The organism is Mycobacterium sp. NBC_00419, assembly GCF_036023875.1.
Taxonomy (GTDB): domain Bacteria; phylum Actinomycetota; class Actinomycetes; order Mycobacteriales; family Mycobacteriaceae; genus Mycobacterium.
The window spans coordinates 4,750,433-4,774,575 of sequence record NZ_CP107931.1 but is presented as its reverse complement, the minus strand read 5'-3'; the positions used below and the strand labels follow the sequence as shown (position 1 = coordinate 4,774,575).

At 68.9% G+C, this 24,143-nt stretch carries 20 protein-coding genes; 7 read left to right on the top strand and 13 right to left on the bottom strand.

Annotated elements, in window-relative coordinates:
• Nucleotides 1–9: 9 nt before the first annotated feature.
• Complete coding sequence (locus tag OG976_RS22835) at nucleotides 10–396, top strand: QcrA and Rieske domain-containing protein (RefSeq protein ID WP_328354067.1); 387 nt, start codon at nucleotides 10–12, stop codon at nucleotides 394–396.
• A 3-nt stretch (nucleotides 397–399) separates the two neighbouring features.
• Here OG976_RS22835 and OG976_RS22830 read toward each other — a convergent pair whose 3' ends face one another.
• The 6 genes from OG976_RS22830 to dxr form a co-directional block, all read right to left on the bottom strand.
• Nucleotides 400–957, bottom strand: a complete 558-nt coding sequence (locus OG976_RS22830; protein ID WP_328354064.1) for a TetR/AcrR family transcriptional regulator — start codon at nucleotides 955–957, stop codon at nucleotides 400–402.
• Nucleotides 958–990: 33 nt separating this feature from the next.
• A complete protein-coding gene (locus tag OG976_RS22825; RefSeq protein WP_328354061.1) occupies nucleotides 991–2,814 on the bottom strand; it encodes a penicillin-binding transpeptidase domain-containing protein in 1,824 nt (607 codons plus the stop codon).
• Nucleotides 2,815–2,899: 85 nt separating this feature from the next.
• Nucleotides 2,900–3,754, bottom strand: coding sequence for a GNAT family N-acetyltransferase (locus OG976_RS22820; RefSeq protein WP_328354058.1), 855 nt, complete (start codon nucleotides 3,752–3,754; stop codon nucleotides 2,900–2,902).
• A gap of 46 nt (nucleotides 3,755–3,800) precedes the next feature.
• Complete coding sequence (gene ispG / locus OG976_RS22815; protein WP_328354055.1) at nucleotides 3,801–4,961, bottom strand: flavodoxin-dependent (E)-4-hydroxy-3-methylbut-2-enyl-diphosphate synthase; 1,161 nt, start codon at nucleotides 4,959–4,961, stop codon at nucleotides 3,801–3,803.
• 9 nt (nucleotides 4,962–4,970) lie between these two features.
• A complete protein-coding gene (locus OG976_RS22810; protein ID WP_328354052.1) occupies nucleotides 4,971–6,209 on the bottom strand; it encodes a M50 family metallopeptidase in 1,239 nt (412 codons plus the stop codon).
• Nucleotides 6,206–7,408 carry a 1-deoxy-D-xylulose-5-phosphate reductoisomerase gene (dxr, locus tag OG976_RS22805; RefSeq protein ID WP_328354049.1) on the bottom strand — a complete coding sequence of 401 codons (1,203 nt, stop codon included), beginning with the start codon at nucleotides 7,406–7,408 and terminating at the stop codon, nucleotides 6,206–6,208. The genes OG976_RS22810 and dxr overlap by 4 nt, the downstream gene beginning before the upstream one ends.
• Nucleotides 7,409–7,606: 198 nt before the next feature.
• Between dxr and OG976_RS22800 the strand changes: the two genes are divergently transcribed.
• From OG976_RS22800 to OG976_RS22775, 6 genes are all read left to right on the top strand, one after another.
• Entirely contained in the window at nucleotides 7,607–8,632 is a 1,026-nt protein-coding gene (locus tag OG976_RS22800) for an iron ABC transporter substrate-binding protein (RefSeq protein ID WP_328354046.1), read from the top strand.
• On the top strand, nucleotides 8,633–10,204 hold the full coding sequence (locus tag OG976_RS22795; RefSeq protein WP_328354043.1) for an ABC transporter permease: 1,572 nt from the start codon (nucleotides 8,633–8,635) through the stop codon (nucleotides 10,202–10,204).
• Nucleotides 10,201–11,256, top strand: coding sequence for an ABC transporter ATP-binding protein (locus OG976_RS22790; RefSeq protein WP_328354040.1), 1,056 nt, complete (start codon nucleotides 10,201–10,203; stop codon nucleotides 11,254–11,256). The genes OG976_RS22795 and OG976_RS22790 overlap by 4 nt, the downstream gene beginning before the upstream one ends.
• Nucleotides 11,249–13,708 (top strand): AMP-binding protein, encoded by a 2,460-nt coding sequence (locus OG976_RS22785; RefSeq protein ID WP_328354038.1) that lies wholly within the window; start codon nucleotides 11,249–11,251, stop codon nucleotides 13,706–13,708. The genes OG976_RS22790 and OG976_RS22785 overlap by 8 nt, the downstream gene beginning before the upstream one ends.
• A 147-nt stretch (nucleotides 13,709–13,855) precedes the next feature.
• Nucleotides 13,856–14,512, top strand: a complete 657-nt coding sequence (locus tag OG976_RS22780) for a fasciclin domain-containing protein (protein WP_328354036.1) — start codon at nucleotides 13,856–13,858, stop codon at nucleotides 14,510–14,512.
• A 102-nt stretch (nucleotides 14,513–14,614) separates the two neighbouring features.
• Nucleotides 14,615–15,220: a fasciclin domain-containing protein gene (locus tag OG976_RS22775; protein WP_328354033.1), complete on the top strand. Its 606-nt coding sequence runs from the start codon at nucleotides 14,615–14,617 to the stop codon at nucleotides 15,218–15,220.
• Nucleotides 15,221–15,319: 99 nt separating this feature from the next.
• Here OG976_RS22775 and OG976_RS22770 read toward each other — a convergent pair whose 3' ends face one another.
• From OG976_RS22770 to OG976_RS22740, 7 genes are all read right to left on the bottom strand, one after another.
• A complete protein-coding gene (locus OG976_RS22770; RefSeq protein ID WP_328354030.1) occupies nucleotides 15,320–16,786 on the bottom strand; it encodes a sugar transferase in 1,467 nt (488 codons plus the stop codon).
• Nucleotides 16,787–16,965: 179 nt separating this feature from the next.
• On the bottom strand, nucleotides 16,966–18,186 hold the full coding sequence (locus OG976_RS22765) for a lipase family protein (RefSeq protein WP_328354027.1): 1,221 nt from the start codon (nucleotides 18,184–18,186) through the stop codon (nucleotides 16,966–16,968).
• On the bottom strand, nucleotides 18,183–19,445 hold the full coding sequence (locus OG976_RS22760) for an acyltransferase family protein (RefSeq protein WP_328354024.1): 1,263 nt from the start codon (nucleotides 19,443–19,445) through the stop codon (nucleotides 18,183–18,185). The genes OG976_RS22765 and OG976_RS22760 overlap by 4 nt, the downstream gene beginning before the upstream one ends.
• Nucleotides 19,442–20,680, bottom strand: coding sequence for an alpha/beta hydrolase (locus OG976_RS22755; RefSeq protein ID WP_328354021.1), 1,239 nt, complete (start codon nucleotides 20,678–20,680; stop codon nucleotides 19,442–19,444). The genes OG976_RS22760 and OG976_RS22755 overlap by 4 nt, the downstream gene beginning before the upstream one ends.
• Nucleotides 20,677–21,351 (bottom strand): YveK family protein, encoded by a 675-nt coding sequence (locus OG976_RS22750; protein ID WP_328354019.1) that lies wholly within the window; start codon nucleotides 21,349–21,351, stop codon nucleotides 20,677–20,679. Before OG976_RS22750 ends, OG976_RS22755 begins: the two co-directional genes overlap by 4 nt.
• A complete protein-coding gene (locus tag OG976_RS22745) occupies nucleotides 21,348–22,592 on the bottom strand; it encodes a lipase family protein (protein ID WP_328354016.1) in 1,245 nt (414 codons plus the stop codon). Before OG976_RS22745 ends, OG976_RS22750 begins: the two co-directional genes overlap by 4 nt.
• Nucleotides 22,589–24,046, bottom strand: a complete 1,458-nt coding sequence (locus OG976_RS22740; RefSeq protein ID WP_328354013.1) for an AAA family ATPase — start codon at nucleotides 24,044–24,046, stop codon at nucleotides 22,589–22,591. Before OG976_RS22740 ends, OG976_RS22745 begins: the two co-directional genes overlap by 4 nt.
• Nucleotides 24,047–24,143 lie beyond the last annotated feature (97 nt).

The window sequence follows — 24,143 nt, the reverse complement described above, 5'->3', positions numbered from 1 at the left end:
TGACTTGCGATGACTGAACTGACGCGACGCACGGTACTCATCGCGGGCGCGGTCGGACCGCTGGCGGCGTGCGGCACCTCGACCGAGAAGGTGAAGGCGGCCAGCGCGCCGGTGTCCGGTCAGACCCTCGCCCCCACCGCCGACATCCCGGTCGGGTCGGGCAAGGTGGTCGGCGACACCATCGTCACGCAGCCCGTCGCCGGGAAGTTCGACGCGTTCGTCGCCCGCTGTACCCACGCCGGCTGCGTGCTACCTGGCGTGGAAGGTGACTCCATCGACTGCCCGTGCCACGGCAGCAGGTTCGGCCTGGATGGCACGGTGCTGCGCGGGCCGGCCATGCAGCCGCTCACACCGGTGAAGGTCAGCGTGAAGGGCGGCCTGATCGTCGCGGACTGACGCTCACGATGCCTTGCAGATCCCACGGATGAAGATGTCGAGCATCTGGGTGATGTACTCCTGGCGCACCGGCACATCTGCGAACACCACGTCGAACAGCGAGGCGCCGGCGAACATCCGGATCGCCTCGGCCGGGTCCACGTCGTCGCGCAGTTCGCCGCGCTCGTCGGCGCGGCGCAGCACCGAGGTCATCTCGTCGAGGCGCACGCGCCAGAAATCGATCCGGACGTCGGAGAGGTCCGCGTCACCGGATGCCGCGAGGAACCGGTGCATCGAACGCCGGCCCTCGGCGGTCTGGGACAACTCCACCAGGGATCCCACCAGCGCCAGCAGGTCGCCGCGCAGGCGACCCGTGTCCGGGATCGGCACCCGCTGCGCCGAGCTGCTGAGTTGGGCGTCGAGCAACAGCACCCGGCGATCACCCCAGATGCGGGTGATCGCACTCTTGTCGACGCCTGCTCTCTTGGCGACCCGCTCCAGCGAGAAGGCGTCGATGCCCGCGGAGATCACCTCGGCCAGCGCGGCGGCGAGGATCGCCTGCTGGTCCACCACGTCGTCCATCAGCTCTCATCTAACCGGTAGTGGCGGGGCCGCTCAGGCAAGGTAGTCGGCGGGCAGCTCGTCGAGCATCATCTTGACCATCCGCACGGCGTACTCCGAACTGCCGCCGCCGACGATCAGCGACGCGAACGCCATGTCACCGCGGTAGCCGGTGAACCAGGCGTGCGAGCCGCCCGCGAACTCCGCCTCACCGGTCTTGCCGCGCACGTCACCGGCGCCCAGGATGTCCTTGGCCGTGCCGTTGGTGACCACCAGCCGCATCATCTCGCGCAGGCCATCGAGCATGGCCGGACTGATCTGCGGATGGTCACCGGTCTCGGTGGTCTGCCGCCCGACGATGAGATGCGGCGTCGGTGTCTTGCCCGCGGCGACCGTGGCCGCCGCCAGCGCCATACCGAACGGGGTCACCAGAACCTTGCCCTGGCCGAAGCCGTCCTCGGTGCGTTCGGCGAGGTTGACCGTCGGCGGCACGGTGCCGGTGACCGTGGTCAGGCCCTCCATCGTGTAGTCCTGGCCGATGCCGTACTGGGAGGCGGCCACCGTCAGGGCGGTCGGCGGCATCCGGCTGGCCAGCTCGGCGAACGTCGTGTTGCACGAATTGGCGAATGCCTTGGCCATCGGCACCGTGCCCAGGTCGAACTTGTTGTAGTTCGGGATGGTGCGGTCGCCGATGTCGATCTGACCCGGGCAGCCCAGCAGGGTGTTCGGGGTGGCCATGTTGCGGTCGATCGCCGCGCCCGCGGTGATGATCTTGAACGTCGACCCCGGGGGGTAGAGGCCGGTGGTGGCCGCCGGGCCGTCGGCGTCGGCCGCCGCGTTCTGGGCGACGGCGAGGATCTCCCCTGTCGACGGTTTGATGACGACGATCATCGCCTTGCGGCCCTGGGTGTTGACCGCGTGCTGGGCGGCGTTCTGCACCGAGCGGTCCAGGGTGATCGAGACCGACGGTGCGGGCTGGGGCGACACCTCGTTGAGGACGTCGACGTCGTTGCCGTTCTGGTTGACGCTGACCACCCGCCAGCCAGCCTCGCCGTCGAGTTCATCGATCACCGACTTCTTGACCTCGGTGATGATCGCCGGCGCGAACGAGTCGTCGGTGGGCAGCAGGTCAGCCTGCGGGGTGACCACCACGCCGGGCAGCGGGTCGAGGGCTCCGGCGACCTTGTCGCGGTCGGACGGGCGCAGGGTGATCAGGTCCAGCGGCCGGCTCGATGAGCTGGCCTGCTCGGCCAGGCGCTGGGGGTCGAGGGTGTCGTCGAACTGGCGAAGCTGGTCGGCGACGATCCGCGCGGTGGACATCAGGTCGCCGCCGGCCTTGGCGGCGTCGAGCTGGTAGCGGTAGAGGTTGCCCGGCACCAGCACATCGCTGCCGCCGAGCTCGTTGACCGACGCGCGCCGCGGGGGGTCGGCCCGCAGGGCGAACGTTTGATGTTCGCCGAGCTTGGGGTGCAGGTCGGTGGCCGCCCAGCGGACCCGCCAGGTGCCCTCGTCGCGGATCATCTGCAGCACACCGTCGTAGGTCCACGTCCGCTTCTTGGGCAGCTGCCAGGTGAAGCGGTAGTTCACGCTGCCGGTGTCCTCGGCGTAGCGCGTGCTGAGGATCTGCGCGTCCAGGCGTCTGGCCTGCAATCCCGACCACGCCTCGTTGAGGGCGGCCTGCGCGTCGGACGGCCGATCGGACAGCTGGGCCGCCCCGGAGGTGTCGCCCTTGGCCAGGTCGGCGAGGAACTGCTGGGCCGTCGGGGCCGGACCATCGGGACGCGGGGTGCAGGCCGACAGCGTGGCCGAGGCGGCCAACACCGACAGCACCGACAGCGCGCCTGTGACTCGTGTTGCTAGTGAGGTGCAAGTAGCCATTGGGGCAGATGTTATGAGTCCGTGACACCGATCGGTCGGAGGCGCACCGTGGCCGGGGCATCGAAGGTGGAGCGACCCGCAAAGCTCAGTCGAGCAGGACGGTCGCGAACATCCCGACCTCGGCGAACCCCACTCGGGTGTAGGCCGCGCGGGCCACGGTGTTGAAGCTGTTGACGTACAGGCTCGCGATCCGCCCGCTGTCGACCACCGATGCGGCCACCGCCGCGGTCCCGGCGGTGCCCAGCCCGCGGCCACGCCACTCCGGATGCACCCAGACACCCTGGATCTGGCCCACCACCGGCGACTGCGACCCCACCTCGGCTTTGAACACCACCTGACCGTGCTCGAAGCGGGCGAACGCGCGCCCGGCGGCGATCAGGCTGGCGACCCGGCGGCGGTACCCGCGGCCACCGTCGCCGATCCGCGGGTCGATCCCGACCTCACCGATGAACATGTCGATCGCGGCGACCAGGTAGGCGTCGAGCTCGTCGACCCGCACCCGGCGCACGGCGGGATCGACGGCACACGACGGCCGCGCGCCGATGGCCATCAGCGGCTGACGGTCGCGCACGTCGCGTGCCGGGCCCCACGCGTGCTGCAACCGGTCCCACATCGGCAGCACCAACTCGGCCCGGCCGACCAACGACGAGCAGCGCCGTGCCGTGCTCATGGCCTTGTCGGCGAACGCGAACAGGTCGGCCTGCGAGCCGCGCAGCGGAATCAGGTTCGCCCCGGCGTAGCACAGCGACTCCTCGGCGCGCCTGCGCGTCCACAGCTCACCACCGATGGCCTGCGGTTCGACACCGTGCTCGGCGACCCGGGCGGCCACCATGCAGGAGCCCACGGGATCGTCGGCGAGCACCCGGCCCACCGCGGCGGCATCGCGCGCCACTAGCACCCGTCGTTCGTCGACCAGGCGAAACAGTGGCGGTGCCGACATGGGCATACTTTCTGCGGAGGTGAAAGCCGCTGCGCGGTTTACGCGCTCAGCTTACGGTCACCACAGGTGAACCGCTGGCAGATGCATCCGTACCGCGTTGCTCGTCGGCGATTCGCAAAGCCTCTTCGATCAGCGTCTCGACGATCATCGCCTCGGGGACGGTCTTGATGACCTCACCCTTGACGAAGATCTGGCCCTTGCCGTTGCCGGAGGCCACCCCGAGATCGGCCTCGCGGGCCTCGCCCGGGCCGTTGACCACGCAGCCCATGACCGCCACCCGCAGCGGCATGTCGAGTCCCTCCAGACCCGCCGACACCGCATTGGCCAACGTGTAGACGTCGACCTGGGCCCGCCCGCAGGACGGGCAGGACACGATCTCCAGCCCGCGCGGGCGCAGGTTGAGCGATTCCAGGATCTGGGTGCCGACCTTGACCTCTTCGACCGGCGGGGCCGACAGCGACACCCGGATGGTGTCACCGATGCCGCGGGACAGCAGTGCGCCGAACGCGACGGCCGACTTGATGGTGCCCTGAAAGGCCGGGCCGGCCTCGGTGACGCCGAGATGCAAAGGGTAATCGCACTTTTCGGCGAGCAGCTCATAGGCGGCCACCATCACGACGGGGTCGTTGTGCTTGACGCTGATCTTGATATTGCCGAAGCCGTGTTCCTCGAACAGCGAGGCTTCCCACAACGCGGACTCGACGAGCGCCTCGGGGGTGGCCTTGCCGTACTTCTCCAGGAACCGCTTGTCCAGCGAGCCGGCGTTGACACCGATGCGGATCGGGATGCCCGCCGCGCCCGCGGCTTTGGCGACCTCGCCGACCCGGCCGTCGAACTCCTTGATGTTGCCCGGGTTCACCCGGACCGCGGCACATCCCGCGTCGATCGCGGCGAAGATGTACTTCGGCTGGAAGTGGATGTCGGCGATCACCGGGATGTTGCTCTTCTTGGCGATCGCCGCCAAGGCGTCGGCGTCCTCCTGACGCGGGCACGCCACCCGCACGATGTCGCAGCCGGCCGCGGTCAGCTCGGCGATCTGCTGCAGCGTCGCGTTGATGTCGTGGGTCTTGGTGGTGCACATCGACTGCACCGAGATCGGGTAGTCGCTGCCCACGCCGACGTCGCGCACCATGAGCTGGCGGGTCTGACGCCGGGGCGCCAGGACGGGTGCGGGCGGAGTCGGCATGCCGAGGCCTATGGAGGTCATGTGAATCTCCTACTGGAACAGTCGGATCGGATTGACCAGGTCGGCGGTCACGGTCAGCAGCATGTAGCCGACCACGACGACGAGGATCACGTAGGTGGCGGGCATCAGCTTCATGTAGTCCACCGGTGCCGCGGCGACCTTGCCGCGCGCCGATCGGATCATGTTGCGGATCTTCTCGTAGAAAGCGATCGCGATGTGCCCGCCGTCGAACGGCAGCAACGGCACCAGGTTGATCGCTCCCAGCACGAAGTTGAGCTGGGCCAGGAAGAACCAGAACGCCACCCACAGCCCGTGGTCGACGGTGTCGCCGCCGATGATGCTGGCGCCGACGACGCTGATCGGCGTCTCGGGGTCGCGCTCGCCGCCGCCGATCGAGTGCACCAATGCGCCGACCTTGGTCGGGATCTTCGCCAGCGACTTGCCCAGTTCGACGGCCAGGTCACCGGTGAAGGTGAACGTCGCCGGGATCGCGGTCAGCGGGTTGTACTGCGTCGGGCCGAAACTGGCGGCACCGATGCCGACCGCGCCGACGTTGGCCGGGGCGGCGTCCTTGCTGCCGTCCTTGGTGGTCCAGCGCTGGGTGGGCACGACGTCGACGTTGGTGGTGAATTCGTAGGTGTCGCCGTTCTGGGTGCGCTGCACCACGAACGGCGTGGGGCCCGAGGCCTTGCGCACCGCGGTGACCATCTCGTCGAAGTTCTTCACCTCGGTGCCGCCGACCTTGACGACGGCGTCGCCGGGCTTGATACCGGCCATCGCCGCCGGGCCGGCACCCGTGCACGGCTCCAACTTGCCCTTGGTGACTTCGGCTGCCACACAAGCGGTTTCACCGACAATCGCCTTGGTGGGCGGGTGCAGGTTGGGCAGGCCCCACACCACGGCGATCGCGTAGATGAGCACCAGGCCGATGAGGAAGTTCATCGCCGGGCCGGCGAACAGCACGGCGACCCGCTTCCAGGTCTTCTGCTTGTACATCGCGTAGGGCTCGTCCTCGGGGGCAAGCTCCTCCACCGAGGTCATTCCCGCGATATCGCAGAAGCCGCCGGCCGGGACGGCCTTGAGGCCGTACTCGGTGTAGCCGAGCCGGTTGGGTCGCAGCGTCGACCACACGGTGGGCCCGAAGCCCACGAAGTAGCGGCGGACCTTCATACCGGTGGCGCGCGCCACCCACATGTGACCGCACTCATGCAGTGCCACCGAGGCGAGGATGGCGAGCGCGAACAGCACGATGCCGAGAGCGAACATCATCGGATTGACGAAACCTCCTGTGTGACGGCGGCGCGGGCGCGTTCCCGGGCCCATCGCTGCGCGTCCAGTACTTCTTCCACGGTAGCCGGTTCGGCCGCCCACTGGTCGGCGGCGTGCAGGACGTCAGCGATTGTTCGCACAATCGCCGGGAAGCCGATCTGGCCATTCAGGAACGCCGCGGCGGCCTCCTCGTTGGCGGCGTTGTAGACCGCGGTCATGCACCCGCCGGTCTGCCCGGCGTGCCTGGCGAGGTCGACGGCCGGGAACACCGCGGCATCCAGCGGCTCGAATTCCCAGGTCGAGGCGGTGCTGAAGTCGCATGCGGCGGCCGCACCGGCGACCCGGTCCGGCCAGCCCAGCGCCAGCGAGATCGGCAGTTTCATATCCGGCGGGCTGGCCTGGGCGATCGTCGAGCCGTCGGTGAACGTCACCATCGAGTGCACGATCGACTGCGGATGCACCACGACGTCGATGCGGTCGTACGGGATGCCGAACAGCAGGTGCGTCTCGATGAGCTCGAGACCCTTGTTGACCAGGGATGCCGAGTTCAGCGTGTTCATCGGGCCCATGTTCCAGGTGGGATGCGCCCCGGCCTGCTCAGGTGTGACCGAGTCCAGGTCGGCGGCCGCCCAGCCGCGAAACGGCCCGCCAGAGGCGGTCAGCACCAGCCGGGCGACCTCGTCAGCACTACCGGAGCGCAGGCACTGCGCCAGGGCGGAGTGCTCGGAGTCCACCGGCACGATCTGGCCGGGCGCGGCCGCGCGCAGCACCAGCGGGCCGCCGGCGACCAGCGACTCCTTATTGGCCAGGGCCAGGGTCGCTCCGCTGGCCAGCGCGGCCAGCGTGGGTTCCAGCCCCAGCGCCCCGACCAGGGCGTTGAGCACCACGTCCGCTTCGGTGTTCTGCACCAGCCGGGTGACGGCGTCGGGGCCGCTGTAGGTGACGTCACCGATCGTCTCGGCGGCCTGCGGGTCGGCGACCGCGATGTTGGTCACCGCCGTCTCGGCGCGCTGACGGGCCAGCAGGTCGGGGTTGCCGCCGCCGGCCGCCAGGCCGACGACCTCGAAGCGGTCCGGGTTCTCGGCGATGACCTCCAGCGCCTGGGTGCCGATCGAGCCGGTGCTGCCCAGGATCAGGACCCGTACGCGGTTGGCGGAGTTCACCGTCCCATTGTGCCGCCTGCGGCGCCGGTATCCCATTGTGCCGCCTCCGGCGCCGGTATCCCACAGTGCCGCCTTCGGCAGCGGTCTCCGCCGCGAGCAGGCGCAAACTCGCATGCGTGATGCCAGATCGGTGCGATTTTGCGACTGCTCACCGATAGGAGGGCGGGCACCCGCACCCCCGACATGCGTGGTTATATGGTTAGCCAAACCTTATGACCGCAGGAAGGACGCCGGATGCATCGGTGCTGGAACACACTCCGGGTCGCCGCTGCGCTGGCCGTCACCGCCCTGCTGGCCGTCGCGGGCACCGGCTGCTCGAGCGGCAGCAGCAGCGACGAGCTGCTGGTCTACAACGCCCAGCACGAGTCACTGACCAAGGAATGGATCGACGCCTTCACCAAGGAGACCGGCATCAAGGTCGCCTACCGCCAGGGCGGTGACACCGAACTCGGCAACCAGCTGATCGCCGAGGGCTCCGGCTCCCCCGCTGACGTGTTTCTCACCGAGAACTCACCGGCCATGGCCGCCGTCGAACGGGCCGGGCTGTTCGCGCCGGTGGACGCGCAGGTGATCGCAGGCGTCCCCGCCCAGTTCCGGCCCGCGAGCAACGCGTGGACCGGGGTGGCCGCGCGCAGCACCGTGTTCGTCTACAACCCGGCCAAGCTGCCCGCCGACCAGCTGCCCACGTCGATGCTGGATCTGGAGAAGCCGCAATGGAAGGGCCGCTGGGGCGCCCCGCCGCCGAAGGCCGACTTTCAGGCCATCGTCGCCGCACTCCTCGAACTGCGCGGACCTGCCGTGACCGAACAGTGGCTGACGGGGATGAAGGCCAACGCGGTGCTCTACTCCGACAACATCGCCACCCTGCGCGCGGTCAACAGCGGCGAGATCGCCGGCGGCATCATCTACCACTACTACTGGTATCGCGACCAGGCCAAGACCAAAGAGATGAGCGGCAACACCAAGCTGCACTACTTCGGCAACCAGGACCCGGGCGCGTTCCTCAGCCTTTCCGGTGCCGGCGTGCTGAAATCCAGCAAGAAGCAGGACAAGGCCCAGCGCTTCCTGGAGTTCATCACCGGCAAGGCGGGCCAGCAGATACTGGAGAACGGCACGTCGATGGAATACCCGGTGGCCAGCGGGGTGCCCGCCAACCCGGCACTGGTGCCGCTGGATCAGCTCGACCCGCCGAAGGTCGACCCGTCAGCGCTGGACCCCAAGCAGGTTGCCGACCTGATGACGCAGGCGGGCCTGTTGTAGGTGTCCGTCATCCAGGCCCCACCGAGCCCGGTGGTCGACCGATCCGGTAGCCGGCGCCGGCCCGGACCGCTGATCACCGCCGCCGTCGCGGGCCTTGTCGCGGTCACGTTCATTCCGCTGGGTTACGTGGCGTGGGCGTTCGTCACCACCGGGCCGGGCCGGGCAGCCGAGCTGATCCTGCGGCCCCGGGTGGCCGAATTGCTGCTCAACACAATCGGTTTGGTGGCGGTCACGGTTCCGCTGTGCGTGGTCATCGGGGTCGGCGCGGCCTGGCTCGTGGAACGTACCGACGTCGCGGGCCGGGCGCTGTGGCGCCCGGTTCTGGTGGCACCGCTGGCCATCCCGGCGTTCGTCAACTCCTACGCGTGGGTGTCAGTGGTGCCCGGGTTGCACGGGTTCACCGGCGCGGTCGTGGTGACGACGCTGTCGTACTTCCCGTTCGTGTATCTGCCGGCCGCGGCGACCCTGCGGCGACTCGACCCGGCGCTGGAAGAGTCCGCCCGCTCCCTGGGGTCGAGTTCGGCTGCCGTGTTCGGCCGCGTGGTGCTGCCGCAGCTGAGGCTGGCGATCCTCGGCGGCGGACTGCTCATCAGCGTGCACCTGCTGGCCGAGTACGGCGCGTTCGCGATGCTGCGGTTCAACACCTTCACCACCGCGATCTTCGAACAGTTCCAGGCCACCTTCGACGGCGCCGCCGGCTCGATGCTGGCCGGGGTGCTGGTCCTGCTGTGTCTGGTGCTGCTGGTCGCCGAGGCCGGCGCCCGGGGCCGGGCCCAGTTCGCCCGGATCGGCTCGGGCTCCCCGCGGCCGGTCGCGGTGATCGGGCTGGGCAGGACGCGGCCGGTGGCGCTGACGGCACTCGTCGTGGTGGCGGTGCTCGCGGTGGGTGTGCCCGCCTGGACGATCGTGCGCTGGCTGCGGATCGGCGGCAGCGAGGTGTGGCAGCTGGCCGACATCGGTGCCGCCCTCGGCCAGACCGTCGTCCTGGCGACAGCCGGCGCGGTGGCGGCCACCGTGCTGGCCTATCCGGTGGCCTGGGTGGCGGTGCGTACCCGCGGCCCACTGGCCCGGTTCGTGGAGGGCGCCAACTTCGTCACCAGCTCGCTGCCCGGCATCGTCACCGCCCTGGCGCTGGTGACCGTGGCCATCCGCGTCGCCGCGCCGCTCTACCAGACGGTCGCGCTCCTGCTGTGCGCCTACGTGCTGATGTTCATCCCCCGGGCACTGGTCAGCGTGCGGGCCGGCCTGGCGCAGGTGCCGGTGGGGCTGGAGGAGGCGTCGTCGATCCTGGGTACCTCGCCGGCGGCGACGTTCACCCGCGTCACCGCACGGCTGACCGCCCCGGCTGCGGCATCCGGTGCCGCGATGGTGTTCGTCGCCGTCGCCACCGAACTCACCGCCACCCTGTTACTGGCGCCGACCGGCACGCGCACGCTGTCCATGAGGTTCTGGTCTCTTGCCAGCGAACTCGACTACGCGGCGGCCGCGCCGTACGCCGCGATCATGGTGATCCTGGCCCTGCCGGTCACGATGCTGCTGGTGCAGCAGTCCTCGAAGGTAGCGGCCATATGACGACAGCCCAGCTCCAGATACGGTCACTGACAAAGGCTTTCGACCACCCCGTTCTGGACGGCCTGAACCTCGACATCGCGCAGGGCGGCATCACCGCGGTCGTCGGCCCGTCCGGTTGCGGCAAGACCACCCTGTTGCGGATCATCGCCGGGTTCGAGACGCCCGACGCGGGCACCGTCTCGATCGCCGGACGCGAGGTGGCCGGCCCGCAGGGCTGTGTCGCACCGCACCACCGCGCCGTCGGCTACGTGGCACAGGACGGCGCTCTGTTCCCCCACCTGACGGTCGGGCAGAACGTCGCCTACGGGCTCAAGGGCGGCCTGCGCAATCGGGCGGTCCGAGAACGGGTCGCCGCACTGCTCGAGATGGTCTCGCTCGACGCCCACCTGATGTCGCGGCGGCCCAGCGAACTGTCCGGCGGACAACAGCAGCGGGTGGCGTTGGCCCGGGCGCTGGCACGCCAGCCTGCCGTCATGCTGCTCGACGAGCCGTTCAGCTCACTGGACACCGGGCTGCGGTCGACCACCCGAAAAGCGGTGGCGCACACGCTGTCCGAGGCCGGTGTGACGACCCTGCTGGTGACCCACGACCAGGAGGAGGCGCTGTCCATGGCCGACCAGGTCGCGGTGATGCGCGGCGGCCGCTTCACCCAGGTGGGCTCGCCGCGCGAGTTGTACCTGAACCCGGCCAACCGGTTCACCGCCGAGTTCCTCGGCGACTGTGTGCTGCTGCCCGGCACCGTCCGCGACGGCGTCGCCGAGTGCGCACTGGGACCCCTTGCCGCCGAAGGACATCCGGACGGTGCGGTGACGATTCTGCTGCGGCCCGAACAGCTGTACGCGACGGAACTGTCCGACGCCATGGCCGCTGCGGTCGGCACCGTCGTGGCGACCGAGTTCCTGGGGCCCGACGTCCTGCTGACCATCGAGCCCACCGGCTCCTCGGACCCGCTCACCGTGCGCCAGCACAGCTTCGGCTGTCCCGAACTGCACGCGAAGGTCAACATCGACATCGTCGGACAACCAGTGATCCTGCAGGGCAGCGGTGCGTGATCTGATCGACCTGATGGCAGCGTTCGCCGACCGCCTGGCCGTCGCCACCGCCGACGAAACCCTGAGCTACGCCGACCTGGCCGACCGTGCCGGCGCCGTCGCCGCCGCACTGGGCCACGAACGCAAGCTGGTCATGCTGGAAGTCGGCAACTCGGTGCCCGCACTGGTCGCCTACCTCGGCACCCTCGCCGGAGGCCATGTCGCCCTTCCGGTTTCACCGGGAGGACACCACGCCGACCTCCTGGACACCTACGATCCCGATATCGTCATCGACGCCGGTGGGTCCATCCGTCATCGCCGCCGCCACAGCCGCCACCGGATGCACCCGGACCTCGCCCTGCTGCTGAGCACGTCGGGCAGCACCGGCTCACCCAAACTCGTCCGGCTATCGGTGGCCAACCTCGTCGCCAACGCCGAAGCCATCGCGGACTACCTCGACATCACCGAGAACGACCGGGCAGCAACGACATTGCCGATGTCCTACTGCTACGGCCTTTCGGTGATCCACAGCCATCTGCGCCGGGGTGCGGGGCTGATCCTCACCGACCAGTCGGTGGCCGACGAGGAGTTCTGGACGCTGGCCCGCCACCACGGCGCGACGAGTTTCGCCGGCGTCCCCTACACGTTCGACATCCTCGACCGCATCGGCTTCGACACGATCGAGCTGCCCCGCCTGCGCTACATCACCCAGGCGGGTGGGCGGATGCACCCGGACTCGGTGCGCCGCTACGCACAACTGGGCCAGAGCCGGGGTTTCGACTTCGTCGTCATGTACGGGGCCACCGAGGCCACCGCACGGATGGCCTACCTGCCGCCCGATCTGGCCGACACCCACCCGGAGGCGATCGGTCGCCCGATCCCCGGTGGCTCGTTCACCTTGGCACCGCTGGACGGCTGGACCGGGCCGGACGTCGGCGAACTGGTCTACCACGGCCCCAACGTGATGATGGGGTACGCGCACTGCCCCGCCGACCTGGCCGCCGGAGCCACCCTCGACGCGCTGCACACCGGCGACGTGGCACGACACCTCGGAGACGGGCTCTATCAGGTCGTGGGCCGGCTGAGCCGCTTCGTCAAGCTCTACGGCCTTCGCATCGACTTGCAGCGCCTGGAGTCGGTGGTCGACGAGGCCGGGATCTCGACGATGTGCACCGAAGCCGACGGCCGCCTGGTGGTCGCCGCCGCCGGGCCCGTCGACGCCGCCGAGTTGCAGCGGCGCACCGCGACCGCCGCCGGGCTGCCGGTGGCGGCCGTCCACGCGGTGCCGCTGCAGCAATTGCCGGTGCTGCCGTCGGGCAAGCCCGACTACCCGGCGCTGCGCGACATCGCACGCGAACCGGGTCGGCGCGGGCCCACCGATCTGCGTCTGCTGTTCGCCGAGGTGCTGCACTGCGACGTCGAGACGGTCACGCCGCAGGCCAGCTTCGTGAGCCTCGGCGGCAACTCCCTGTCCTATGTCGCCATGTCGATCCAGTTGGAACGCCTGCTGGGCCGGCTGCCGCCGAACTGGCAGGATCGCTCGATCAGCGAACTGCAACGGCTGCAGGCGCCGAACCGGCCGCGCTGGACCGCGGCGCTGGAGACCAGCGTCACGCTGCGCGCGGTGGCGATTGTGCTGATCGTCGGGTCCCACGCCGGGCTCTTCAAGTTGTGGGGCGGCGCGCACATCCTGCTCGGCGTCGCCGGCTACAACTTCGCCCGGTTCTGCCTCGCTGATCCACCACGGCGCCGCCGGGTGGGCCATCTGGTCAACACCATCGCCTGGATCGCGGTGCCGTCGATCATCTGGATCGCCGTCGCCCTGGTGGTCACCGACGACTATGCCCCGACGAACCTGCTTCTGCTGCAGAAGGTTCTGGGTCCCGACGACAGCATGACCGCGGGACGGTTGTGGTTCGTCGAAGTCCTGGTGTGGATCCTGGTGGTGCTGGCCGCGGTGTGCTGGCTGCCGTTGAGCGACCGGCTGGAACGTCGCTACCCGTTCGGGTTCGCCGCGGCATTCCTGGCCGTCGGCCTGGCACTGCGCTACGACCTGCCCGGGTTCGGGCTGGGCCGTGAAGCCTGGTTCACCGTCTTGGCGTTCTGGTTCTTCGCGGCCGGCTGGGCGGCGGCCAAAGCCACCACGACACTGCAGCGGGTCGCGGTGAGCGCCGTCGTGGTCATCGGGGTAGCGGGCTATTTCGGCAACAGCCACCGCGACGTGCTGGTCGCTGCCGGACTGCTGCTGCTGGTGTGGGCGCCGGCTCTGCCCGTGCCCGCCGTCGTGGCACCTGCGGCCGGGATCGTCGCCGAAGCCTCGCTGTACATCTACCTGACGCACTTCCAGGTCTACCCGTGGTTCGACAGCCCGCTGGCCGGGGTCATCGCCGCCGTCCTGGTGGGGGTGGGCCTCGCCCAGGCGATGGTCGCACTGCGCGGCCGGATCGCACAGGTCTCGCTGCTTCGCCGCTGATCGCTGTGTGCAGGAACTATGACGCGTTTGTGACCTGACCCCCGCTGCACCCGTCCGTGACGGGGTGCACACCGAATCCCTTGCGTAATGCCGATCAAGACGAGGTCGGTTTCGACTGAACACATCGAGATGACAAGGGAGTCACCCATGGGATTTCACCGGACCGCATTGACCGCCGTCGGCATGACGGCAGCCGCCGTCCTGTTCGCGGGCTGCTCGTCGACCAGCACGACCGCGGAGTCGACGACGACCACCGCAGCGGCCACCGCGACGACCACGACCACCACCTCGGCTGCTGCCGCACCCGCAGGCACCCTGGTCGGACCGGGTTGTGCGAGCTACGCCGAGCAGGTGCCCACCGGGCCCGGCTCGGTGGCCGGCATGGGCAAGGATCCGGTCACGGTGGCGGCGAGCAACAACCCGCTGCTCAAGACCCTGACCTCGGCGCTCTCGGGCAAACTCAACCCGAACGTCAACCTGGTGCAGACCCTCGACAGCGGCCAGTTCACCGTGTTCGCGCCGACCGATGATGCGTTCGCCAAGCTCGACCCGGCCACCATCGAGAAGCTCAAGACGGACTCCGACCTGCTGACCTCGATCCTGACCTACCACGTGGTTCCGGCCCAGGCCAGCCCCGCCCAGGTCGTCGGCGAGCACAAGACCGTCCAAGGCGCGACCGTCACGGTCACCGGCTCGGGTGGCGAGCTGAAGGTCAACGACGCCAACGTCGTGTGCGGCGGTGTCCAGACGGCCAACGCCACGGTCTACCTCATCGACACGGTGCTGACCCCGCCCGCCCAGTAACTCCCTACATGAGCCGGCTGCGGGATCGCCGTCCCCCGGCAACTTCGGCGATCCCGCGCCGGCTCCCCCAACCGCAGTACGACAACACGAAAGGAACGACGAATGTCGATCACGAAGTACACGAAGGCAAGTGCCATGGCCGGCCTCACCGCGGCCGCAGTTCTCGGACTGTCGGTGGCGGTGTCCCCGATGGCCGCCGCAGATGACCCGGGTGCGAACTTGGTGGGCCCCGGCTGCGCGGCCTACGCGGAGCAGGTACCCACGGGTCCGGGATCGGTCGCCGGCATGGCCGTCTCGCCGGTTGCCGTTGCGGCGTCGAACAATCCGCTGCTGACCACACTGACCGCAGCGGTGTCGGGCAAGCTCAACCCGAACGTCAACCTGGTGGACACGCTCAACGGTGGCCAGTTCACCGTGTTCGCCCCGACTGACGCGGCGTTCGCCAAGCTCGATCCGGCGACCATCGAGACGCTGAAGACGGATTCGAATCTGCTGACCTCGATCCTGACCTACCACGTGGTCCCCGGCCAGGCCGCTCCGGCCGCAGTCGTCGGCACCCACAAGACGGTCCAGGGTGCTGATCTGACGGTCGCCGGGTCCGGAAATCACCTGACGGTCAACGGTGCCAACGTGGTCTGCGGTGGCGTCAAGACCGCCAACGCCACGGTGTACCTGATCGACTCGGTGCTGCTGCCCCCGGCCAACTAGGCACAGCATCACCAGACCGGCCGGCTGCGGCGGCGCGTTTCTCCTTCGCGTCGCCTCAGCCGGCCTTCTGCTGTCCGGGTCGTGTTGTCAGGTCGTCGTTCAGTAAGCGCCGGTGGCGCGCAGCATGGCCCGCACCGTCTTGACGACGATCATGAGATCGGCCATCAACGACCAGTTCTCGACGTAGCTGATATCCAGTTGCACCGAGACATCCCACGGCAGATCCGAGCGTCCGCTCACCTGCCACAGCCCCGTGATGCCCGGCCGGACCAGAAGCCGGCGCCGTACTGCCGCGTCATAGCCGGCGACCTCGCTGGCCAGCGGCGGTCGTGGGCCGACGACGCTCATATCCCGGCGCAGAACGTTCACGAACTGCGGGATCTCGTCGATGCTGTAGCGGCGCAACACCCTGCCCACGGCGGTGACCCGCGGATCGCGGCGAATCTTGAACAGAACCCCACCGTTGCTCTCGTTCAGCGCAGCCAGTTCGGCAAGCATCTGGTCGGCGCCGTTGACCATGGTCCGGAACTTGATCATCCGAAACGGCTTACCGTCCATGCCGATCCGCTCGGACAGGTAGAACACCGGTCCTGAGCTGGTGGCCTTGATCGCCAACGCGACAACCAGGGTCAGCGGCAGCGAGAACAGCAGGACGGCAACGGAGAAGACGATGTCGAACAGCCGCTTCTCAAAGCCCTTGGCCCCGTTGTAGCGGGGTTTCTCGACGTGGATCAACGGCAGGCCGCCGACCGGTCGCATCAGCAGCCGCGGACTTGCCACGTCGACGACCCCCGGCGACACCAGCAGGTCGACGTCGTGTTTCTCCAACTGCCAGGACAGATCGCGAATTCCGCCGGCGCCCATGCGTTCGGTGGCGGTCACCGCGACAGCGTCGGCACCGGTCTCGGCCACCGCGCGCAGCAGCTCGTCACCGCTGTAGACGGGCACGACTCCCACCGAGGCGATCTCGACGCGATCCGATCCTGAAGTGTCGGGTACACACACCCCCACCACGACATACCCCGAATCGGATTGCCGCGCCATCGATTCAGCAAGTGCCCGGACGGCGTGCAACTGGCCCATCGCGACGACGGGTGTCGCGTACAGGCCGTGCTTGCGCCGGCCCCTGCCGATGGAACGTCGCACCACCCAGCGACCGACGAGCAGTGCCAGCAGGCCCAACGGCAGGGCGATGGCGAGGTAGCCGCGCGCGATATCCAGCTTGCACACCATCGACACGATCGCGATGCCACCGAACAGCGCCAGTGTCGCCGACAGCACCAGCCGGTACTCCTCGGCGCCCTCGCCGATGATCCGCAACGACCGTGTCCGGTACACCGACAGCGCCGCCAGCCACGCCACCACGAGGGACACCGAAAGCACCGTGTAGTCAATCGATTTGAAGGAGTCGCCCCAGCCTGCGGCGATGTCGAACCGCAGCCAGTGCGCCGCGAACACCGCGCCGGTGACCGCACCCGCGTCCACCTTGCGCAACCGGGATGCGTAGCCATTGCGCCACGACACCCGGGCCGCGGGAGCCTCCAGGAGGGTCGAGTCAATCGACATGTGAGGTCTGTCCGATCTCCCCGACCGGCACCGGCAAAGTGGTGGTGCTTGCAATCAATACTCTGGCACATCTATTTGCTATGTGCACGATGGAAAACATGATTTAACTCATACGAATCGTTGACTAGCAAGTCTTTACAACATGATTCCTAGTTCGTTACCGGTTGCGAACGCGTCTGCTAATTGACGCATTCGTTTGCCACACTCTTGTCCTGAAACCGCTCGACCAGCCAGGCGATCTGGTCGGCGGCGTCGATGTCGGCGTGCCCTTTTCCCTCTTCCAGACGCCAGACGACCGTTCCACCGCGAGCGCACGCCGCAGCGATGGCACGCGAGGTCCACTCCGGGTCGATATAGGTGTCGGCGGTACCGAACACCACCGACAGCGGCGCGGACAACGGGCGCTGGGGCAGCGCCCAGTTGCGCAGCATCCCGGTCAGCACCGCGGCGGGACGCGGGCCACCCGGCGCGAGGTCGAACGGCCCGATGTCCGGCGCCACCGCAGCCCTGGTGTGCACCAGCGCACCCGAACATGCCGAGAGCGCAGCCCAATTCGCCGCTGCCACACCACGGCGGAAGTCGTCGAGGTCGAGCTGCGGATGCAGACGTCCCAACGACGCCAGCACCCACTGCATCAGCGGGCGCTGATCGGTGCTCAGGGTTCCCCGCTGCGCCTTGTCCACCAACCCGACCATGTCGGCGGCCGGCGACAGTGCCACCACCCCGACCAGCTTCAGTTCCGGCGCATAGTCAGCGGCTTGCTCATCGGCCGCCCACACCGCCCCGCCACCCTGCGATCCACCGAACGCGCCGACGGTGGTCGACACCTCGGGGAAGGTTGCGCGAAGCGCACGGACCGCGTCGAGGATGTTGAGGCCGGCGGTCCTGGCATCCAGATACGGATGCACGCCGGCGGCACCCAGGCCCTGATAGTCGGCGAAGGCGACCGCGTACCCCAGCTTGATGAAGCCGGCGACCACCGGCGCCTGCCCGAGCAGATCGTCGGATAACGACGGCGCACACGGCTGGTCGATCCCAGTGGTTCCGTGGCCGAACGCCACCACCGGCCAACCACCCTGCGGTGCAGACCCTTTGGGGACGAACACCGTCCCCGACACCACAGTGGGCTCGCCGGTGTCGCCTTCGGTCGACCGGTAGACCACCCGGGCTGAACGTACTCCCAGCGAGGACAGCACGCCGGTGAGATTCGGCATCGTCATCGCGCTGACCAAGGTTCCGGGCCCGGTACCGCCGAGATTGGCCGTACTCACCGCGACCGGTGGCGCAGTGGCGCCCCGGACCAACCGCTCGCCCGTGCGGTAGGCCACCACACCGGCCGCGGTCAGCAGGACGGTCGCCAGCAGCGCGCCGACGATGACCACCGAGCGTGGGACCCTCATCGCCGATATCGTTTCGCCACCGCCATCGCAGGCTTCTCGACGAAGCGATGCGTCAGCGACGCCAGCACCAGGCTGACCGTCAGCACGAGTATGACGTTGCGCAGCATGCCTGCGACGGTGTCACCAGCCATCAGCCCCAGCCGGCCGAGTACGAGCAACACCGGAAAGTGCCACAGGTACACCGAGAGTGAGATCTCGCCGACATAGCGCAGCGGAGACCAGTCCAGCGCGGCGGCGAACCTGGAATGTTCACCCCGGGCCAGCGGCGCGACGATGAACAGGATCACCAGCGCCGACAGCAGCGCCACCGCCGTGCTGGAGACATGTGAGTGCAGCGCGATGAGCACCAGACTGGCAGCGGCGGCGCCCAACAGCAGCGGTATGCAGTACCACCGCATCCTGCGGACCACGTGGCCGGAGAGCAGTCCGGCGCCGATGCCTGCGAAGAGCACCGCGGCGATCATGCCGAAGGCGAAGTTGTCGGCCAGCGAGACGAAGCTGCGGTTGTACACCGCAAGCCAGTTCGGCCCCCACTCGGCGAGAGTGGGGTCGGCGACCCCGACCCACTGCTGCACCACCGGGGCCAGCGTCTTGCCCAGGGCACCGATGAGCACGAGGATCAGCGGAGCCAGCAGCGCCACCGAGATCGGCGCCAGCCCGGTGCGGCGCCGAAGCGCCAGCGCCAGCGCGCCGAACACCGGCAACGACACGTAGAACACCAACTCCAGCGACAGCGACCACGACGGGTTCAGTCCGGTTTGGAAGTACTGCGGCAGATAGCTTTGCAGCAGAGTCAGATTCGCCACCAGCGCACCGGGGTCGGTCATCCGGCCCGTCCCGGCGTCGGTGCCCGGCGGCTGGATCGCCACGTTCTCGAGGTACACCGCACCGAAGACGAGGCTGCTGATCAGAAAGATGGTCACATAGGCGGGGAACACCCGCAGCAGCCGGTGCACGCCGAAGACCCGGGTATCAGGCCACCTGGCGGTCCCGGGTTCGGCGAGGATCGCACGCACGAACGGCAGGTACAGCAGGAACCCGCTGAGCGCGAAGAAGAACACCAGCGCCTGACCGAGCAGCTGGAGCTTGAAGGCGTCCATGACCCTGGGCGAGTAGTGGGCGTTGACGTGCAACACCAGCACCGCCGCGCACGCCAGGCCACGTGGGCCGTCGAGGCCGATGATGCGGCGGCTCGGCGCCTTGACGACCGCAGGTGCATCAGGCGCGGCAGCATCGACCGGTTTGTCCTGCAACGTCATTGGCGGCCCTGCCCGACGGGCTCGTCAGGGGACCGGGGTGCGCACGCGTTCAGTGGTGCGTCACCGTCGAAACGCTGACGAATCCAGCCGAATGCCACCGCGGCGTCGATGTCACCGTGGCCTTTGTCCGGCTGCAGGTAGTACTCCACGGTGCTGCCCATCGTGCACGCCTTGTCGAGTGCCTGTTTGGTCCAAGCGGGTGAGATCAGGGTGTCGCGGCCGCCGTAGATGACGAGCATCGGTGCGGTGGAACGCTGCTGCGGAACACTCATCCTGGCCAGGTGCGCACGGAGCGCGTCGGTGGCTTCCGGCGTGGAGGGTCGCAGGTCGTCGGCGGTGATGCGTTGGGCGACTTCGGCACGCTGACTGGACTTCTCGGGTGCGCACGACGACAGCACGGCCCAGTTGTCGGCGACGACGCCGCGGCGATAGTCGTCGAGGTTGAGCTGCGGGTCCTCCTGGGCCAGCGCATAGAGCACCCACTGCAGCAGCGGGCCCTGGTCGGCGGTCAGCGTGCCCGCCGCGGCGGCGTCGGCCAGCCCGGTGAGGTCGGCGGCCGGCACCAGGCTCACCGAGCCGAGCAGTGCCAGGTCAGGGCTGTAGGTGGTGGCCAACTCATTTGCCGCCCAGGCGGCTTGACCACCCTGCGACCCGCCGAAGGCCACCCAGCGATTCGAGGTGTCGGGCACCAGTCTGCGCGCGGCACGCACCGAGTCGATCAGGTTGCGGCCGCCGGTTCCGGCGTCGAGGTACGGGTGGTAGGTCCCGTCGAGCCCGAGGCCCTGGAAGTCCGACACCGTCACCACATAGCCGGCTTTGACCAGCGGGACCACGACCTCCGAGGTGCCCAGCAGCGTGGGTGACCGCGACGGCGCACAGTCCTTCTGGACTCCTGTCGATCCGTGGCCGAACGCGACGATCGGCCATCCACCCTGCGGCGGTGTGCCGCGCGGAACGAACACGGTGCCCGAAACCAGTTGGGAGCTACCGTCGACGGCGGATTCGGAGGTGTAGGTGATGCGCGCTGCCGTCGAGGTGACCGCGGTGATCCGGCGGTCGATGGTCGGCAGGGTCGCCGCCGACCTCAACGTGCCGGGCCCGGAACCGGAGAAGTCACCTGCGAGTGCGATCGCGCCGAGTTCGGGCCGGGCCGGGGCGGGCGGGTGCTGCAGGCCCGAACACGACACCAGCGCGATCACCGTCACCACCCACATCGGAGTCAGCCACCACCTCATCGCTGTGCCTCCCCCATCGCGTCGACGACCACATGGTCGAGTTGGGCCGTGGTGAGCACGGTGGCGCCGCGAATCCCCCGGGCCAGTACCAGCACGCAACTCAGGACGAACCCGAGCACGGCGCCCAGGGTGACGTAGCGGCCGGCCGCGGCGCGGACCTCCACCGCGCTGGCGCTCCCGACCGGGATCAACTCACCGGTCGGCCCCTGGGCGGACCATTCCAGTTCCCTGGCCACCCCGACCAGGTTGCGTGCCAGCGCATCAGCCGTCGATACCGCCTGCTGGCCCGACGTGTCGCTGACGCCGACATCGAGCAGCACCGAACCCGGTGTCACCTGTGCGGTGACCTGTTCGGCGAGCCGGCGAGGCGTCGTCGCCAGATTCCGCTCGGCGATGGTCCGGGCGAGCACCTGCTGGGACACCGCCAACGCGGAATAGCCCTGCATGCGGGCCAGGGCATCTCGGCTTCCGCTGAAGGCGCTGCGCGGTTCGGGGGCACCCGGCACCATGGCGAACACCGGAACGTGCGCGGTGTAGGTCGTGTCCCGGGTCTGCGCCACCCAGAAACCGGCGGCACCGGCCAGGACGGTGGCGCTCACGATCACCAGCCAGGACTGCCGCAGGATGGCCGCGTAGTCGCGCAGGCGCGGCGCGTGGGGCGGGGCGATCATCGCTGCCCCGCACAGGCATTGAACGGCAGCTGACCGTCGAAGCGGGCTTTCACCCACGGCAGTGACCGGCTGCTGTCGAGGTCGGCGTGCCCTTCGCCGATCCGCTCTTCGAAGTCCACCACGTCGCCCTGGGCGCAGGCGTTGCCGATGGCCTTCTTCGTCCAGTCGTCGTTGACGAGGGGGTCCACCGTGCCGAACTGGACCAGCAGCGGACCACTCGCCGGATGTTGCGGTAGGGCCATCTGCCGCAGCAGATCACGCAGTCGCGCAGTGGCTTCGGGAGTGGCCGGGCGCAGATCCGAAGCCTGCATGCCGTCGACCACGCCGGCGTAGCGGGACGGATCCGCCGGGGTGCAGTCGAGCAGTTCGTCCCAATGCTGTTCGGTGTAGCCCGAGACGTAGTCGGACAGCGCGAAGTCCGGATGCGACCAGGCCATCCCCTGCAGCGCGAACGCCAGCAGGGGCATCTGCTCCCGGGTGAGGCTACCGGCGGCCGCCGCATCGGCCAGCGAGGTCATGTCCGCGACCGGCACCAGTGCGGCGGTCCCGACGAGTGTCAGCCCCGCGCCGTACCGGCCGGCCTGGTCGGCGGCGGCCCACGCCGCCATCCCGCCCAGGGATACCCCGTATGCGGCCCATCTGCGGCCCGTCCGCGGGTCGATCCGGCGGGCCGCCCGCACCGCGTCGATCATGTTCTGGCCGAAGACCCGCGAGTCCAGGTAGGGGTGGGTGAAGCCTGGCACACCGAGGCCCTCGTAGTCGGTCATCGCGACGACGAATCCGTTCTGCACCAACGCCGCGACCATCGGGGCGTTGCCCAGCAGGTTCTCGTACTTCGTCGGCGCGCACCCGTTCAGCACACCGGAGGTTCCGTGCCCGAACGACACCACCGGCCAGCCACCCTTGGGGGGTGGTCCGGGCGGGATGGCCACCAGACCCGACACCTGCGTCGGCTCGCCGGTCTCCGACGTCGATCGGTACACCACGCGAAATGCCGTGGCGTCGACCTCGTCGAGTTCGGCGTTGCCGTCGAACCGGCTGACCGTGACCAGCGAGCCGGGCCCGTCGCCGCCCATCTCCGGCGGCGGCAACCGCACCGCACCCTCGAACGACGGCGTCAGGTCACGGATTGCATTGCTGGACTGGTTATTCGGCGGTGGCAGTGGCGGACCGCAGCCGGCAATCAGGGCTGCGATCAGCGCGACGACGGGAACCGCGCGCCGGTGCAGGGCGGGTGTCATGATTCGCGGTCGCCGGCTCCGGACAAGGCCGCGGCCTCGGCGGGCAGGTCAACGGGTTCGGCCGCGGGTTCGGCAGGCTCAGCCTGCTCGCTGCGTCGGTGCTGCGCGATCTCGCGGCGATGACCGGATTCGAACGTGGCCACGGTGCCGATGATCTCGGCATGGGTGGCCCGCAGCATCGCCACGGCGCGGCGCAGCGCCGGCGCACGAGTGCGGCCCAGGCGCACCACCACGATCGCCCCGTCGCTCGCACCGGCGACGAATGCGCCCTCACTGCCTGCGGACAGCGGTGGGGTGTCGATGAGCACGTAGTCGAACCGATCACGCAGGGCAGCCAGGGCCTCACCCGCATCGCCCGCCGGCCACAACCGGCTGCTCGCCGTGGGCACCGGACCTGCCGGCACCAGGCTGAACCCGTGCGCTCCCGCATCGGCGATCACAACGCTGCTCACATCGTGGTGACCGGCCAGCACAGTGCTCAGCCCGCGCCTGCGGGCAGCGGCCTGCTGGTCTGCGGACAGCCCCAGCCGGGTGGCCAGAGCGGGACTGCCCAGATCACCGTCGACCACGACAACCCGATAACCACTGCTGGTCAACGCGGCGGCGAGGTCGATGACCACGGTGGTGCGGCCATCCCCGCGGTCGCAGCCGGTGACGGCAAGGACATGCGGTCGACGGCCCTGCGCACCACGGGCGAACTGGAGATTGGTGCACAGTTCGGCCAGCCGTTCGCCATAGGGACCACGCGCATCGACGTCAGCCACCTCGACCGTCCGGCGTCCGGGATCGGCAGGCAACGTCGTCAGCAACAACGAATCCGTGACCGTGGGAACAGCTGCGCTGCGACGCATTCTGGTGTCGAGCAGGCCCACGATGACGGTCAGGATCACTCCGGCCGCGAACCCCGCAGCCACTCCCAGCAGGACCTGCGCCAGCACCGTCGGGCCGATCGGAAGTTGCGGGTAGGTCGCGTCGTCGACCACCACCGCGCCCGCCGCCGGGCTACCGCCCCGGCGCGAGGTCTCGAGTTCACTGATGACCTCGACGAGCTGGTCGGACACGGCATTGGCATACATCTGTGCCGTGGCCGGATCGCGGTCGTGCACAGCGATGTCGAGCAGCACCGTCTTGTCGACGGGCCGGGCCGAGATCCGGGATCGCAACTCCTGCGCCGGGATTCCGGACTTGAGCTGGTTGGCCGCGCGCGCTGCGACCTGCTCGCTGGTGGCCAGTCCGGCGTAGGACACCACTCGTTCCTGGGAGAACAGGTTGTTCTGATACGCCTCGCCGACAGATGTCCCGCCCTGCGTGCTGACGAACAGCCGCGCGGTGGACTCGTACATCGGAACGCTGGTCGCGGCAAGGACATAACCGATACCGCCACCCGTGACGGTGACGACCAGAACGACCCACCAGTAGCGGCGCACGATTCTGAGGTAGTCGCCAATACCCAAGCCGGATCTCCATTCCCCTGTGGCGCCCGACCAACGATCACCTTAGACGCTGCGATGCGGTTCGGCACAGCGGGAGACTGTTCGCTCTGTTGCATCG

Bases quoted from the DNA above. Each gene is read 5' to 3' on its own strand.
- OG976_RS22810 (WP_328354052.1), bottom strand. From the start codon at position 6,209: ATGATGTTCGCTCTCGGCATCGTGCTGTTCGCGCTCGCCATCCTCGCC.
- OG976_RS22755 (WP_328354021.1), bottom strand. From the start codon at position 20,680: ATGAGGTGGTGGCTGACTCCGATGTGGGTGGTGACGGTGATCGCGCTG.
- OG976_RS22800 (WP_328354046.1), top strand. From the start codon at position 7,607: ATGCATCGGTGCTGGAACACACTCCGGGTCGCCGCTGCGCTGGCCGTC.
- OG976_RS22835 (WP_328354067.1), top strand. From the start codon at position 10: ATGACTGAACTGACGCGACGCACGGTACTCATCGCGGGCGCGGTCGGA.
- OG976_RS22760 (WP_328354024.1), bottom strand. From the start codon at position 19,445: ATGACGTTGCAGGACAAACCGGTCGATGCTGCCGCGCCTGATGCACCT.
- OG976_RS22765 (WP_328354027.1), bottom strand. From the start codon at position 18,186: ATGAGGGTCCCACGCTCGGTGGTCATCGTCGGCGCGCTGCTGGCGACC.
- OG976_RS22825 (WP_328354061.1), bottom strand. From the start codon at position 2,814: ATGGCTACTTGCACCTCACTAGCAACACGAGTCACAGGCGCGCTGTCG.
- OG976_RS22820 (WP_328354058.1), bottom strand. From the start codon at position 3,754: ATGTCGGCACCGCCACTGTTTCGCCTGGTCGACGAACGACGGGTGCTA.
- dxr (WP_328354049.1), bottom strand. From the start codon at position 7,408: ATGGGATACCGGCGCCGCAGGCGGCACAATGGGACGGTGAACTCCGCC.
- ispG (WP_328354055.1), bottom strand. From the start codon at position 4,961: ATGACCTCCATAGGCCTCGGCATGCCGACTCCGCCCGCACCCGTCCTG.
- OG976_RS22770 (WP_328354030.1), bottom strand. From the start codon at position 16,786: ATGTCGATTGACTCGACCCTCCTGGAGGCTCCCGCGGCCCGGGTGTCG.
- OG976_RS22790 (WP_328354040.1), top strand. From the start codon at position 10,201: ATGACGACAGCCCAGCTCCAGATACGGTCACTGACAAAGGCTTTCGAC.
- OG976_RS22830 (WP_328354064.1), bottom strand. From the start codon at position 957: ATGGACGACGTGGTGGACCAGCAGGCGATCCTCGCCGCCGCGCTGGCC.
- OG976_RS22750 (WP_328354019.1), bottom strand. From the start codon at position 21,351: ATGATCGCCCCGCCCCACGCGCCGCGCCTGCGCGACTACGCGGCCATC.
- OG976_RS22745 (WP_328354016.1), bottom strand. From the start codon at position 22,592: ATGACACCCGCCCTGCACCGGCGCGCGGTTCCCGTCGTCGCGCTGATC.
- OG976_RS22775 (WP_328354033.1), top strand. From the start codon at position 14,615: ATGTCGATCACGAAGTACACGAAGGCAAGTGCCATGGCCGGCCTCACC.
- OG976_RS22780 (WP_328354036.1), top strand. From the start codon at position 13,856: ATGGGATTTCACCGGACCGCATTGACCGCCGTCGGCATGACGGCAGCC.